Consider the following 13,970-nt stretch of genomic DNA (forward strand, 5'->3'; position numbering starts at 1 on the left):
TTAAAAATAAAGTGAAGGCATGCTATTAAAATTGACCAAGAACATCCGTAAGTACGAAGTTTATGGCTGATGGTTATAGTGAAATTACAAGCGCTGGCAATATCGTAGTGTAAAGTTAGCCGTATATGTACACAATAAAGATAAACCACTGCATGATTAAGAATATTATATGTGGATTGATCCAGGTTTATGTTTTTTCAGGTTTTTTGAACTGAGGGTTAACTGGCGAGCCTTGAAATAGGTACGCCCAGCTTGTTCTCGATTCTTATCTTCATGGCGTAAATGTTTTTAACATTTGTAGCATTCTTCATGGCTATCTTTTTCGGGAGTTGTCCCTTATACAATTCAGAAAACAGGGCGTATTCATTTGCACTAAGTTTGGCTTTCTTCTCCGAAGGTCGCGTTATCTTGCCAAGGAACGACTGGCGAATTTTAAATTTTATATCATCAATAATATCATCATGAAAAATGACGGTGCTGATTATTGTTTCGCTTGTGTCGTTATAAAACCAGTAATGGGCAATCGCGGCCATCTTTTTATCAGTTATCAGGATCAGTCTTGCGTTTTTAAAACGATCTAACCAGCTGTTTGTTAAGAAAAAATTTATATTCTTATAGTTAAAATCAATGACTACAATGGGTTGAGAAATGATTTTAACCGTAATGTTGTTAAAGTATTGTAATATACCTTCTATCAAAAAAGAGTTATTTTCAGGCCAGATATAAAATTCAGAACCATTACACTCGCCCTGTTGTTCAGTACGAAAAGAAGGAAAAACACATTTATTCATACACCCATAGCAGCGCATAGTGTTGTCGTTGTGCTCAATATGTCTAATAGTAACGATATCCATGTGATAAAACTCTATGCGTTAAAATTATAAATGTTAAATCTACTATAATATATCAATATTTATATTAATAATGCATTAAGGAAAAAAACGAGTTGTGATGAGATAAAGCATCGTTTATCCAGGAATTTTCTACAGAAATTAATCCCCATCCGTGATTGTCGATTTTTTTACGCAATACCATTTAAGGCTAATTCACCAGGCGGGTGATTGAAACTCCCAGTTTGCGCTCAATTCTGTTTTTCATGGCATAGGTGTTTTTGACGCTAGTACCGTTCTGATACGCGATTTTTTTAGGTGTCCATCCATTGAACAAGAACGAAAACAGGCTGAATTCATTCTGGCTCAGTTTTGGCCTACTCCCGGATGGTTTGATCGTTTTTGCCAGGAACGTTTTCTTCAGTTTCGTGGCAACCTCCTCAGCGGAATCATCATAAAAGATAATAGAGCTGATGGTGGTCTCTAACGTATCGTTATAGAACCAGTAATGGGCAATCGCCGTCATCTTTTTGTCAGTGACGAGGATAAGGCGCATATTTTTGAATTGTTCGAGCCAGCTATCGTTCAGAAAATAGGTGATATTTTTATGGCTAAAATCAATAATCACGACTGGCTGAGAAATATATTTGTCGCTCACACATTCAAAATAGTGCCGGATACCTTCTACAAGGTAAGAATTGTTATCAGGCCAAATATAGCATTCAAGTCCTGTGCAGGTTTTACGAGCGCACGCTTCAGCGTCACCAAACAGGCATTTTTTCACACAACCATAGCAATGCATCGACGGCGTGTGGCTCACCTGCTGACCATCATTATGAGATAAATAAATAGAGTTATTAGTGTGAAATAACATATTACACCTTATACGCGATGATTAAGCACGATATTAGTTTTGGACGAAGCATCAACCTCGTCGTTTGATGTGAGGCATCATACTGAATACCTGGTATAAGTCTTAATTAAATAGTCTGAACACACCTTTTCAGGCTGCATTTAAGATTTAAGTCTATATTTTTCAAGTGCTTACATGTTTTCTTAAATGGCCGATTTACGGGTTTTTGGGTTGTTGTTCTTCTGTTTTGTTAATGGGTGGTTATTTTTTTTCACTTGGTAATGCTATTGCAATTAACATAATGTTAAACATTGAAGGACTAAACTTTATAAGGTTGGAATAGAATGTTTCGATAAAAAGAAAATAGGGGGTGGGCGGGAACGTCAGATTCAGTGTGAATGTAAATATTGCTTATTTACCAGGTCGCGCATTAGGTTCTCGTACGACCTGGCTAAAGTAAACGACGATGTCCTTTATTTATTTTCTATGCTAAAACGATCGGCATCCTGCCAGGCCGGAAACTTCTCGCGATATTCCGTTAGCGCAGTTAACGAAAGCTCGGCGTCAATTCGCGTGGCCTGATGCGGCTCGGCTGTAGCAATAATTTCTCCCTGCGGGCTTATTACCCGGCTGTCGCCGCGATAATGGTGTCCGTTACCATCCGTGCCTACGCGGTTACATCCCACAATATAAGCCTGGTTTTCAATTGCCCGCGCCGTTAATAACGCCTGCCAGTGAAGTGAACGTGGCGCAGGCCAGTTGGCAACATACAGCGCCAGGTCGTAATCGTTGCGGTTGCGGGACCAGACGGGGAAGCGCAGGTCATAACAGACCAGCGGCAAAATACGCCAGCCGCGCCATTCAAACACCACGCGTTCGTTTCCGGCTACATAATGTTGATGCTCATCCGCCATGCGGAACAGGTGGCGCTTATCGTAGAAATGCACCTTTCCCTCTGGCTCGACCAGCAGGAAGCGGTTAACCGGCCCGCGTTCGGTCTGGAGGGCGACGCTACCGGCAATCAGCGCGTTTGTCTCCTGCGCTTTGGCGTGCATCCAGGCCACAACCTCGTCCTGCGGCATCGACTGTTTTGCAGCCTCCATCGCAAAACCCGTGGTGAACATCTCCGGCAGGACAATCACATCGCGACCGCTAATCTCTTCGAGCTGGCGATCGAAATGGCGAAGGTTGGCTGGACCGTCCATCCAAACTAAAGGCTGCTGCAAAACAGAAATCTTCAAACCAGGCACGATACCGACTCCTTAAAAGATCGCTTTTTGACACTGTAGCACGTCATTACGAGAAAATGTGGCATTAAAAAACCCCGCACGGAGCGGGGTTGATGGACGCTGAACGTCTTATGCGGCTTCAGGTTTGCGGTGCTTCTCCGGCAGCTTTACCGGCTGTGTCGCCAGCTCTTCTGGTTCGAAATCATCCACGTTAATACTGCGCAGACGGCTCTCTTCGGCTTTCACCAGAATCGCAGCTTCGCTGTTGTCGATGATGCCACCCGCCAGCGCCTGTTTTGCCAGCTCATCCAGTCGTGTAAACGGCAGATTTTTGCCCAGCTGTTTGCAGATCTTCTGGTGAATCGGGTCGGCGGCCATCACGTCCAGCAGCGCCTCTTCCAGCAAACCTACCGGGTTATGCGGGGTAGGTGCCAGATATTGACCCCGACCAATACGAGAGCGGGTTGCGCTCGGTACCTGGAGGATCTTCGCTACCTTGTGATCCAGCTTGTCGGACGGCGCCAGGTGATGACGACCGGTCGGGAAGATCACGACGCGCAGGGCACCTGCCACGAAGCGGTTCGGGAAGTTCGCCAGCAGGACGTCAATAGCCTGTTCTGCCTGATACAGCGCATCCTGTACACCCCAGTGCACCAGCGGCAGATCCGCTTCCTGACGGCCTTCGTCGTCGTAACGTTTTAGAACCGCAGAGGCCAGGAAGATCTGGCTCAGCACGTCGCCCAGACGGGCAGAGATGCGCTCGCGACGCTTCAGGCTTCCGCCAAGAACGGCCATCGAGACGTCAGACAGCAGAGCCAGGTTGGCGCTCAGACGGTTAAGGTGCTGGTAGTAACGTTTGGTCGCATCGCCGGTTGGCGTCGCGCTGGTCAGGCCGCGCGTCAGGCCGAGCCAGAAGCTGCGCACTTCATTGCTGCCCACGTGACCGATATGTTTGAACAGCAGCTTGTCAAAGGCATCCACGTCGTTATTCTGCGCGGCGGCCATCTCTTCCAGCACGTACGGATGGCAGCGAATGGCGCCCTGACCGAAGATCATCATGCTGCGGGTCAGGATGTTTGCCCCTTCAACGGTGATGGCAATCGGAGCGCCCTGATAGCTGCGTGCCAGGAAGTTGCCTTCACCGAGCATGATCCCTTTACCGCCTGCGATATCCATTGCATCAATAATTGACTGCTGTGCACGGTGGGTACAGTGGTATTTCACAATTGCCGACAGCACGGCGGGTTTTTCGCCCAGCATAATTCCGTAGGTAATCAGCGAGGCTGCGGCGTCCATCACGTAGGCATTGCCCGCAATACGCGCCAGCGGCTCTTCGATACCTTCCATCTTGCCGATGGAGATTTTGAACTGACGGCGGATATGCGCGTAAGCCCCAATCCCCATCGCCACCGATTTCAGACCGCCGGTTGAGTTCGACGGCAGGGTAATGCCGCGGCCCACAGACAGACATTCTACCAGCATACGCCAGCCCTGACCGGCCATTTTCGGGCCACCGATGATGTAATCAATCGGGACAAAGATATCCTGACCGCGGGTAGGACCGTTCTGGAACGGTACGTTCAGCGGGAAGTGACGGCGACCAATCTCAACACCTGGGGTCGAGGTTGGGATCAGCGCACAGGTAATGCCCAGATCTTCTTCACCGCCCAGCAGTTTTTCCGGGTCAGAGAGTTTGAACGCCAGGCCCAGCACCGTGGCGATAGGCGCGAGGGTGATATAACGTTTGTTCCAGGTCAGGCGCATGCCCAGCACCTGCTGGCCCTGCCACTCGCCCATGCAAACCACGCCGGTATCGGGGATCGCGCCGGCATCAGAGCCCGCCTCCGGGCTGGTCAGCGCGAAGCACGGAATTTCCTGGCCACGCGCCAGACGCGGCAGGTAGTGATCTTTCTGCTCTTCTGTACCGTAATGCTGTAACAGCTCGCCCGGGCCTAAGGAGTTTGGCACGCCAACGGTAATCGCCAGGATCCCGGAGACACCCGCCAGTTTTTGCAGCACGCGAGCCTGAGCGTAAGCGGAGAATTCCAGACCGCCATACTCTTTCTTAATGATCATCGCGAAGAAGCGATGCTCTTTCAGGTATGCCCACAGCTCAGGCGGCAGGTCGGCCATTTCGTGAGTGATGGCAAAGTCGTTTGCCATGCGGCACGCTTCTTCTACCGGACCATCAATAAAGGCCTGTTCTTCGGCGGTCAGACGCGGCTGTGGATAGTTGTGAAGCTTTTTCCAGTCCGGGTTGCCCTGGAACAGATCGCCTTCCCACCAGGTCGTACCGGCGTCAATCGCTTCTTTCTCTGTACGCGACATCGGCGGCATCACTTTACGGAATCCCCTGAACACCGGCACAGAGATCATCGACTTACGCATCGGCGTCAGGTTAAACGGCAGTAAAATGATGGCCAGGGGAACAAGAACCCAGATATTCCACAGGCCAGCGACGCCAAGTGCAGCCGTCCAGGCCAGAAGAATCAGGCTACTCAGGAATAAACTGACACGGTGATAGAACAACACACCGAGCAGTACAACGGTTGCGAGAATGCTCAAAATCATCATAAAGAAAAGCTCCCTTGCTTGTAGGAGGTCTGACCACTTGTGATGATATGGTTGTAGTTGATGTCATTTCCTTTAGCAATGTGTTTACAAAATAATTACAACCTGGTTCACATTGTTCGCGTTTTAGCCGGCACAAAAAATCAAAACGCCGGACGATTCGCATGGCTTTAGCTTCTCGCTTTTACTGCTATCCGGTACACTCCACTGTGTTATTTCATCAATACTGAAGGATTATCCTCATGTACCAGGATCTTATTCGTAACGAACTGAACGAAGCGGCGGAAACGCTGGCGAACTTTCTGAAAGATGATGCCAATATTCACGCTATTCAGCGCGCGGCGGTCCTGCTTGCCGACAGCTTCAAAGCCGGCGGTAAAGTGCTCTCCTGCGGTAACGGCGGTTCCCACTGTGACGCCATGCACTTCGCCGAGGAGCTGACCGGACGCTATCGCGAAAACCGTCCGGGCTACCCGGCGATTGCGATTTCCGACGTGAGCCACATCTCCTGTGTAGGCAACGACTTTGGTTACGACCACATCTTTTCCCGCTACGTTGAAGCCGTAGGCCGTGAAGGCGATGTGCTTCTCGGTATCTCCACGTCCGGTAACTCCGCTAACGTGATCAAAGCGATCGCCGCCGCGCGTGAGAAGGGCATGAAAGTGATCACCCTGACCGGGAAAGATGGCGGTAAGATGGACGGTACAGCGGACATTGAAATCCGCGTTCCACACTTCGGTTATGCCGATCGCGTTCAGGAAATTCACATCAAAGTGATCCACATCCTGATCCAATTGATCGAAAAAGAGATGGTTAAGTAAGACTTCGCTGGGGGGCGCCGGTGCCCCCCGCTGTTGTGGAGGTGATCTATGTGCGAACTGCTCGGGATGAGCGCCAATGTGCCAACCGATATCTGCTTTAGTTTTACCGGGCTGGTTCAGCGCGGTGGAGGAACCGGGCCGCATAAAGACGGCTGGGGCATTACCTTCTACGAAGGCAAAGGATGCCGCACGTTTAAAGATCCACAGCCCAGCTTTAACTCACCCATTGCCAGACTGGTGCAGGACTATCCTATTAAATCCTGTTCGGTGATCGCCCATATCCGCCAGGCCAATCGCGGCGAAGTGGCGCTGGAAAATACCCATCCGTTTACCCGTGAACTGTGGGGCCGTAACTGGACCTATGCGCACAACGGGCAGCTCTCGGGCTATAAATCACTGGAAACCGGCAATTTTCGTCCTGTCGGTGAAACGGACAGCGAAAAAGCATTTTGCTGGCTGCTGCACAAGCTGACCGAGCGCTACCCCCGTACGCCCGGCAACATGACCGCCGTTTTTAAATACATAGCGTCACTGGCGTCTGAGTTACGCGAGAAGGGCGTCTTTAATATGCTGCTGTCTGACGGGCGCTACGTGATGGCGTTCTGCTCGACAAATCTGTTCTGGATCACCCGACGTGCGCCGTTTGGCGTCGCCACGCTGCTCGATCAGGATGTGGAAATTGATTTTCAGAAGGAGACCACACCGAACGATGTGGTCACTGTCATTGCAACGCAGCCGCTGACGGGCAACGAAACCTGGCAAAAGATCATGCCAGGCGAGTGGGCGCTATTTTGTCTCGGGGACCGCGTAATTTGACGCCAGCTGCGGCTGAACCACTTCATGGCTGAGCGGTTTACTCACCACGTAACGGCCATTGACGATGGACACCACCGGCGGCTTATGGGTCTGCTCGAAGTAGTCATAGCCCGGTTTTAGCTGTTTCCAGAAATCTGTGTAAACAGAGTACTTATGGCGTGCCATGTTCGCATCCGTCATACGGAACGGATAGATGCTGACCTGAACATTCGGCTGACCGAAGACCAGTGCGCCCGTGACAAACTGGAAGATTTCATCAATGCCGGAATCCGTCATCGCATAACAGCCGACAGACACGCAGGCGCCGTGGATCATCAGGTATTTCCCTTCGTAACCGTGCGCACGGTCGAAGGCATTGGGGAAACCGATGTTAATCGCTTTATAGAAGCGGCTGTCCGGTTTTAGCTGGTTACGCTGAACGTTGTAAAACCCTTCCGGACTTTTGAAGTCACCCTGCCGCTGTTTCGGCCCCAGCCCGCCAGAATAGTTACAGATTTTGTAGCTATCGAGCAGCTGATACGTCTCGCCCATTTTGACAAACAGATCGAGTGTGCGCTCTTCCTTGAAGATTTGAATATAAACCGGGGATCCCATCAACTGCTGTTTATACTCTTTACTGATCGGCGTCGTTGAACTATTACTGCCAAGCAGCCCGGCAAACGACATGCACGGTATCAGAAGCATCGCAATGAACAATGCGATTTTACGCATACTACTGGTTCCTTGATAAAACAATGACCAACTTGCCAGAACGGCAAAAGACACCCGAAATCAGACTAATCTGGACAGGAGCGCTCACATTAGCACCGATGGAGATTTTCGCAAGAGCCAACCTTTGCGTTTACAAATTAGTTTTACTTTATAACCCATTCACATTGTCCTGACTCCAGGAACTTTGCGCAATAGCTCGCATTTCGGCGCGCCAGACGGCGGATTTGCTGCCCCTGGCAGGGCCTAAAATGGTACACTCCGGTCTCTCTGGATTGTTGTTCATGGATACCTGCTAACCACATGTTTAGAATCAGAAAAGGACTCGATCTGCCAATCTCTGGCGTGCCTGAACAGCACGTTACCACCGGCGCCAGTATTCATCATGTCGCCATTGTAGGTGATGATTACGTGGGCATGCGTCCTGCGATGCTGGTACAGGAAGGCGATCGCGTAATAAAAGGCCAGGCACTCTTCGAGGATAAAAAAAATCCTGGCGTTATGTTTACAGCCCCAGCCAGCGGCACCGTTGTTGCCATCCATCGTGGTGAGCGTCGCGTCCTGCAATCGGTTGTTATTCAAATTGAAGGTGATGAGAAACGCGAATTTGCGCGTTTTGACGCCGCCGATCTCGCCACCCTCAGCCACGACGTGGTGCAGACGCAACTGCTGGAGTCGGGACTGTGGACGGCGCTTCGCACGCGGCCCTATAGCAAAACGCCCGTGCCAGGCACTGTGCCGGCCGCTATCTTCGTTACGGCCATCGACACCAACCCGCTCAGCGCAGATCCGCAGCCTCTTATCCTGGCGGAACGAAAAGCTTTCGATGCCGGCCTCGCCGTGTTAACACGCCTGACGCCGGGCAAAGTGCATGTCTGCCAGGCCTGCGGCGGTAAGCTGGGCGGTCATCCGCAAGGGCAGGTGGCCTTTAATGAATTTGCCGGCCCGCATCCGGCGGGGCTGGTGGGAACGCATATTCATTTCCTGGAGCCGGTAAGCCTGACGAAACAGGTCTGGCATCTTAATTATCAGGACGTGATCGCTATCGGTAAGCTGTTCACCACGGGTGAGCTGTGCGCAGAACGCATTATTGCCATCGGCGGCCCTCAGGCAACCCAACCGCGTCTGGTTCGCACGCTGCTTGGGGCTGACCTGACGGCGCTGTTGGCTGGCGAAACGAAAGAGGGTGAAAACCGTATTATTTCCGGTTCGGTGCTGAGCGGCAGGCACGCGACAGGCCCGATGGCCTGGCTGGGTCGTTTCCATCTTCAGGTGAGTGTGGTGCTTGAAGGACGCGATAAAGAGCTGTTCGGCTGGGTACTGCCTGGCGCAGAAAAATACTCGGTAACCCGCACCACGCTCGGCCACTTCCTGCGTCATAAGCTGTTTAACTTCTCCACCAGCACCAACGGCGGTGAGCGCGCCATGGTTCCGATTGGCAACTACGAACGCGTGATGCCGCTGGATATTCTGCCCACCGTGCTGCTGCGGGATCTCCTGGCCGGTGATACCGACGGTGCCCAGGCGCTGGGCTGTCTGGAGCTGGACGAAGAAGATCTGGCGCTGTGTACCTATGTGTGTCCAGGTAAATACGAATATGGACCCGTATTGCGCGAGGTGTTAACCCGCATTGAGCAGGAAGGATAAACATGGGCTTAAAACACCTCTTTGAAAAAATTGAGCCGCACTTTACCGAAGGGAAGCTCAAAAAGTACTACCCGCTGTATGAAGCGACAACGACCATTTTCTACACGCCGGGTCTGGTAACGAAAGGCGCGGCGCACGTTCGCGACGCCATCGACCTCAAGCGAATGATGATTCTGGTCTGGTTTGCGGTCTTCCCGGCCATGTTCTGGGGGATGTATAACGTTGGGTTGCAAACTATTCCGGCGCTGCACCATATGTATGATGCAGAGCAGCTGGCGCAGGTGATTCGGTCTGACTGGCACTATCGTCTGGCACAGTCGCTGGGGGTGAGCTTTGCGGCAGATGCCGGCTGGATCAGCATGATGACGCTGGGCGCTGTCTTCTTCCTCCCCATCTATATGACTGTCTTTATCGTGGGCGGTTTCTGGGAGGTGCTGTTCGCCATTATTCGCAAACATGAGATCAACGAGGGCTTCTTTGTTACCTCTATTCTGTTTGCGCTGATTGTTCCGCCAACGCTGCCGCTCTGGCAGGCGGCGATGGGGATCAGCTTTGGCGTGGTGATTGCCAAGGAGATCTTCGGCGGGACCGGACGCAACTTCCTCAACCCGGCACTGGCAGGGCGCGCATTCCTGTTCTTTGCTTATCCGGCGCAAATCTCGGGCGACCTGGTGTGGACGGCAGCAGACGGATTCTCCGGCGCGACGCCACTTTCACAGTGGGCGGCTGGCGGCGGCGAAACGCTGGTCAATAATGCAACCGGACAGCCTGTCACCTGGTTTGATGCGTTTATCGGCAATATTCCAGGCTCCATCGGTGAAGTGTCTACCCTGATGATTTTGATCGGCGGGGCCATCATCCTCTTTGGCCGCGTGGCGTCCTGGCGCATTGTCGCTGGCGTCATGCTCGGGATGGTACTCACCGCCACGCTTTTCAACTTCATTGGTTCAGACACAAACCCGATGTTCTCCATGCCGTGGTACTGGCACCTCGTGCTGGGGGGCTTTGCGTTTGGCATGATGTTCATGGCCACCGATCCCGTCTCGGCTTCGTTTACCGACAGAGGTAAATGGTGTTACGGCGCGCTCATTGGGGTGATGTGTGTACTGATTCGCGTGGTCAACCCGGCTTATCCGGAAGGGATGATGTTGGCCATTCTGTTTGCCAATCTGTTTGCGCCGCTGTTCGACTACCTGGTCGTGCGCGCCAACATTAAGCGGAGGAAGGCGCGTGGCTGAGATCAAAAATAACGACAGCATCAGCAAAACGCTGCTGGTGGTGCTGGTACTGTGTCTGGTTTGTTCCATTGTCGTGGCCGGTTCTGCCGTAGGGTTAAAACCTCTCCAGCAGGAACAACGAGCGCTGGATAAACAGCGTAACATCCTGGCCGTGGCTGGACTGATACAGGAAGGCATGACGAAGGATGACGTCGCAGCGGTGTTTGCCGAACGTATTACCGCACGGCTGGTGGATTTAAAAACCGGGGAGTTAATGGATAAAGACCCGGCGAAATACAACCAGGCGCTGGCGCTAAAAGATCCGCAAATGAGCACCACGCTTGACGCCTCGCAGGATCCGGCAGGCATTAAGCGCCGCAGCAATGTCGCGGAGATTTACCTCGTCCGTGACGAGCAAAAACGCATTCAGAAAATCGTGTTGCCCATCTATGGCAACGGTTTATGGTCAATGATGTACGCCTTTGTGGCGCTGGATACCGACGGCCGTACGGTTAAAGGCATTACTTATTACGATCAGGGCGAAACGCCGGGGCTGGGGGGCGAAGTTGAGAACCCTAATTGGCGGGCACAGTTTGTTGGTAAAAAAGTGCTCGACGACAACGGCCAGCCTGCGCTGAAGGTGGTAAAAGGGGGCGCGCGTCCCGGCGATGAATTTGCCGTTGATGGCCTTTCCGGCGCCACGCTCACCTCAAACGGTGTGCAGCACAGCTTTGATTTCTGGATGGGTGAACTGGGCTTTGGTCCCTTCCTGAAGAATGTACGTGAAGGAGCGCTGAATAATGGCTGATACGGGTGAACTGAAAGAAGTTAAAAAGGTGCTGATTGGCCCGCTGTTAGCCAATAACCCGATAACGCTTCAGGTGCTGGGGGTGTGCTCGGCGCTGGCGGTCACCACCAAGCTGGAAACGGCGGTGGTCATGACGCTGGCGGTAACGCTGGTGACAGCTTTTTCCAGCATGTTTATCTCAATGATCCGCCACCACATACCCAACAGCGTAAGGATCATCGTGCAGATGGCGATCATCGCCTCGCTGGTGATCGTGGTCGATCAGCTCCTGCGCGCCTTCGCCTATGAAACCTCGAAGCAGCTTTCGGTGTTTGTCGGCCTGATTATCACCAACTGTATCGTGATGGGGCGTGCTGAAGCCTATGCGATGAAAATGCCGCCGCTGGCGAGCTTTATGGACGGTATCGGCAACGGCCTGGGTTACGGCGTAATCCTGTTGACGGTTGGTTTCCTGCGCGAACTTATTGGCAGCGGCAAGCTGTTTGGCATTCCGGTGCTGGATACGGTACAGAACGGCGGCTGGTATCTGCCGAACGGCCTGTTCCTGCTGGCCCCAAGCGCATTTTTCATTATCGGTTTGCTGATCTGGCTGATTCGTACGTTGAAGCCTGAACAGCAGGAAAAGGAGTAACCGACAATGGCTCATTACCTGAGTTTATTTGTGCGCGCGGTGTTTGTTGAAAACATGGCGCTCGCTTTCTTCCTGGGCATGTGTACGTTCCTTGCCGTTTCTAAAAAGGTATCGACGGCATTTGGTCTGGGCGTGGCAGTTACCGTTGTGCTGGGGCTTTCCGTTCCGATTAACAACCTGGTATTCAACTTCGTGCTGCGCGATGGCGCGCTGGTGGAGGGGGTTGATCTTAGCTTCCTGAACTTCATCACCTTTATCGGAGTGATTGCGGCGCTTGTTCAGATCCTGGAGATGATCCTCGATAAATACTTCCCGTCGCTGTACAACGCGCTGGGGATCTTCCTGCCGCTGATCGCCGTGAACTGCGCCATTTTTGGCGGTGTTTCCTTTATGGTTCAGCGTGATTACAACTTCAGTGAATCGGTTGTGTATGGCTTCGGTTCCGGTATCGGCTGGATGCTGGCGATTGTTACCATGGCGGGGATCCGTGAAAAAATGAAATATGCCAACGTACCTGCGGGGCTTCGTGGCTTAGGGATCACCTTTATCACCACCGGCCTGATGGCGTTGGGCTTTATGTCCTTCTCCGGTGTGCAGCTATAAGGGCTAACAAATGGAAATTATTCTTGGCGTGGTGATGTTCACGCTGATAGTACTGGTGCTGTCAGGGCTGATCCTGGCGGCGCGTGCGAAGCTGGTCAATTCCGGGGATGTGATCATTGATATCAATGACGATCCGCAGAATCAGATCCGTACCCCGGCAGGGGATAAGCTGCTTAACACGCTCTCCGGCAACGGGATTTTTGTCTCGTCTGCCTGTGGCGGCGGTGGCTCCTGTGGCCAGTGCCGTGTGACGGTGAAAGAGGGCGGCGGTGATATTCTGCCAACGGAACTGTCCCATATTACGAAGCGTGAAGCGAAAGAGGGATGCCGTCTGGCGTGTCAGGTCGCTGTGCGCCAGAACATGAAGATTGAGCTGCCGGAGGAGATCTTCGGCGTGAAAAAATGGGAGTGCGAAGTTATCTCTAACGATAACAAAGCCACGTTCATTAAAGAGCTCAAGCTGCGTGTCCCTGAAGGGGAGAGCGTCCCGTTCCGTGCGGGTGGGTATATCCAGATTGAATGTCCGGCACACACCGTCGCGTATGCTGACTTCGACGTGCCCGAAGAGTACCGGGCCGACTGGGATAAATTTAACCTCTTCCGCTTCGTTTCCGAGGTAAAAGAGCCCGCGCTCCGCGCCTATTCCATGGCTAACTACCCGGAAGAGAAGGGCATTATTATGCTCAACGTGCGTATCGCCACGCCGCCACCGAATGTGCCTGATGCCCCCCCTGGCGTCATGTCATCCTATATCTGGTCCCTCAAGCCTGGCGACAAAGTGACGATTTCCGGCCCGTTCGGCGAATTCTTTGCCAAAGATACTGACGCGGAGATGGTCTTTATCGGCGGCGGAGCGGGTATGGCGCCGATGCGTTCGCATATCTTTGACCAGCTCAAACGACTTGGCAGCAAGCGCAAGATCAGCTTCTGGTACGGAGCGCGTTCACTGCGCGAAATGTTCTATGACGATGAGTTTGAACAACTGGCACGTGATAACCCTAACTTTACCTTCCATGTGGCGTTATCCGATCCGCAGCCGGAAGATAACTGGACAGGCTATACGGGCTTCATCCACAACGTGCTGTATGAAAATTACCTCAAACAGCACCCGGCACCGGAAGACTGCGAGTTCTATATGTGTGGTCCACCAATGATGAACGCGGCCGTGATTAAGATGCTAAAAGATCTTGGCGTGGAAGATGAGAACATCATGCTCGATGATTTCGGAGGCTGATT

General features: G+C 52.2%; 13 protein-coding genes. 8 read left to right on the forward strand and 5 right to left on the reverse strand.

The window, feature by feature from the left end:
- Positions 1 to 218: 218 nt before the first annotated feature.
- From BFV63_RS04405 to fadE, 4 genes are all read right to left on the reverse strand, one after another.
- Positions 219 to 854: a hypothetical protein gene (locus tag BFV63_RS04405; protein ID WP_023324197.1), complete on the reverse strand. Its 636-nt coding sequence runs from the start codon at positions 852 to 854 to the stop codon at positions 219 to 221.
- 187 nt (positions 855 to 1,041) lie between these two features.
- Positions 1,042 to 1,704, reverse strand: coding sequence for a helix-turn-helix transcriptional regulator (locus BFV63_RS04410; protein ID WP_023315470.1), 663 nt, complete (start codon positions 1,702 to 1,704; stop codon positions 1,042 to 1,044).
- A gap of 452 nt (positions 1,705 to 2,156) precedes the next feature.
- On the reverse strand, positions 2,157 to 2,933 hold the full coding sequence (locus tag BFV63_RS04415; RefSeq protein ID WP_048241348.1) for an amidohydrolase: 777 nt from the start codon (positions 2,931 to 2,933) through the stop codon (positions 2,157 to 2,159).
- A gap of 108 nt (positions 2,934 to 3,041) precedes the next feature.
- Complete coding sequence (gene fadE, locus BFV63_RS04420) at positions 3,042 to 5,486, reverse strand: acyl-CoA dehydrogenase FadE (protein ID WP_048241346.1); 2,445 nt, start codon at positions 5,484 to 5,486, stop codon at positions 3,042 to 3,044.
- 239 nt (positions 5,487 to 5,725) lie between these two features.
- Between fadE and lpcA the strand changes: the two genes are divergently transcribed.
- Both lpcA and BFV63_RS04430 read left to right on the forward strand, forming a co-directional pair.
- Positions 5,726 to 6,304 carry a D-sedoheptulose 7-phosphate isomerase gene (gene lpcA / locus BFV63_RS04425; RefSeq protein WP_003863232.1) on the forward strand — a complete coding sequence of 193 codons (579 nt, stop codon included), beginning with the start codon at positions 5,726 to 5,728 and terminating at the stop codon, positions 6,302 to 6,304.
- Positions 6,305 to 6,352: 48 nt separating this feature from the next.
- A complete protein-coding gene (locus tag BFV63_RS04430; RefSeq protein ID WP_017383120.1) occupies positions 6,353 to 7,120 on the forward strand; it encodes a class II glutamine amidotransferase in 768 nt (255 codons plus the stop codon).
- Here BFV63_RS04430 and dpaA read toward each other — a convergent pair.
- On the reverse strand, positions 7,091 to 7,831 hold the full coding sequence (gene dpaA / locus BFV63_RS04435) for a peptidoglycan meso-diaminopimelic acid protein amidase (RefSeq protein ID WP_023315473.1): 741 nt from the start codon (positions 7,829 to 7,831) through the stop codon (positions 7,091 to 7,093). The genes BFV63_RS04430 and dpaA overlap by 30 nt on opposite strands.
- A 300-nt stretch (positions 7,832 to 8,131) precedes the next feature.
- On the opposite strand from dpaA, the gene BFV63_RS04440 reads away from it, so the two are divergent.
- Genes BFV63_RS04440 through nqrF form a run of 6 tightly spaced genes read left to right on the forward strand, consistent with a single transcriptional unit; the run spans position 8,132 to position 13,968 of the window.
- A complete protein-coding gene (locus BFV63_RS04440) occupies positions 8,132 to 9,475 on the forward strand; it encodes a Na(+)-translocating NADH-quinone reductase subunit A (protein ID WP_045337368.1) in 1,344 nt (447 codons plus the stop codon).
- A 2-nt stretch (positions 9,476 to 9,477) separates the two neighbouring features.
- Complete coding sequence (locus BFV63_RS04445) at positions 9,478 to 10,713, forward strand: NADH:ubiquinone reductase (Na(+)-transporting) subunit B (protein ID WP_048241344.1); 1,236 nt, start codon at positions 9,478 to 9,480, stop codon at positions 10,711 to 10,713.
- Complete coding sequence (locus tag BFV63_RS04450) at positions 10,706 to 11,500, forward strand: Na(+)-translocating NADH-quinone reductase subunit C (protein WP_045895633.1); 795 nt, start codon at positions 10,706 to 10,708, stop codon at positions 11,498 to 11,500. The genes BFV63_RS04445 and BFV63_RS04450 overlap by 8 nt, the downstream gene beginning before the upstream one ends.
- Entirely contained in the window at positions 11,493 to 12,131 is a 639-nt protein-coding gene (locus BFV63_RS04455; protein ID WP_003863219.1) for an NADH:ubiquinone reductase (Na(+)-transporting) subunit D, read from the forward strand. Before BFV63_RS04450 ends, BFV63_RS04455 begins: the two co-directional genes overlap by 8 nt.
- A gap of 6 nt (positions 12,132 to 12,137) precedes the next feature.
- Complete coding sequence (gene nqrE / locus BFV63_RS04460; protein ID WP_003863217.1) at positions 12,138 to 12,734, forward strand: NADH:ubiquinone reductase (Na(+)-transporting) subunit E; 597 nt, start codon at positions 12,138 to 12,140, stop codon at positions 12,732 to 12,734.
- Positions 12,735 to 12,744: 10 nt separating this feature from the next.
- Positions 12,745 to 13,968: an NADH:ubiquinone reductase (Na(+)-transporting) subunit F gene (nqrF, locus tag BFV63_RS04465; RefSeq protein ID WP_023315477.1), complete on the forward strand. Its 1,224-nt coding sequence runs from the start codon at positions 12,745 to 12,747 to the stop codon at positions 13,966 to 13,968.
- Positions 13,969 to 13,970 lie beyond the last annotated feature (2 nt).

Origin of the sequence: Enterobacter hormaechei subsp. xiangfangensis (genome assembly GCF_001729785.1) — a bacterium.
Lineage (GTDB): Bacteria > Pseudomonadota > Gammaproteobacteria > Enterobacterales > Enterobacteriaceae > Enterobacter > Enterobacter hormaechei_C.

What these genes read in the sequence shown, in the direction of transcription:
- nqrF (WP_023315477.1), top strand. Translation starts at nt 12,745, where the DNA reads ATGGAAATTATTCTTGGCGTGGTGATGTTCACGCTGATAGTACTGGTG.
- dpaA (WP_023315473.1), bottom strand. Translation starts at nt 7,831, where the DNA reads ATGCGTAAAATCGCATTGTTCATTGCGATGCTTCTGATACCGTGCATG.
- BFV63_RS04430 (WP_017383120.1), top strand. Translation starts at nt 6,353, where the DNA reads ATGTGCGAACTGCTCGGGATGAGCGCCAATGTGCCAACCGATATCTGC.
- BFV63_RS04445 (WP_048241344.1), top strand. Translation starts at nt 9,478, where the DNA reads ATGGGCTTAAAACACCTCTTTGAAAAAATTGAGCCGCACTTTACCGAA.
- BFV63_RS04410 (WP_023315470.1), bottom strand. Translation starts at nt 1,704, where the DNA reads ATGTTATTTCACACTAATAACTCTATTTATTTATCTCATAATGATGGT.
- BFV63_RS04405 (WP_023324197.1), bottom strand. Translation starts at nt 854, where the DNA reads ATGGATATCGTTACTATTAGACATATTGAGCACAACGACAACACTATG.
- BFV63_RS04455 (WP_003863219.1), top strand. Translation starts at nt 11,493, where the DNA reads ATGGCTGATACGGGTGAACTGAAAGAAGTTAAAAAGGTGCTGATTGGC.
- fadE (WP_048241346.1), bottom strand. Translation starts at nt 5,486, where the DNA reads ATGATGATTTTGAGCATTCTCGCAACCGTTGTACTGCTCGGTGTGTTG.
- BFV63_RS04440 (WP_045337368.1), top strand. Translation starts at nt 8,132, where the DNA reads ATGTTTAGAATCAGAAAAGGACTCGATCTGCCAATCTCTGGCGTGCCT.
- lpcA (WP_003863232.1), top strand. Translation starts at nt 5,726, where the DNA reads ATGTACCAGGATCTTATTCGTAACGAACTGAACGAAGCGGCGGAAACG.
- nqrE (WP_003863217.1), top strand. Translation starts at nt 12,138, where the DNA reads ATGGCTCATTACCTGAGTTTATTTGTGCGCGCGGTGTTTGTTGAAAAC.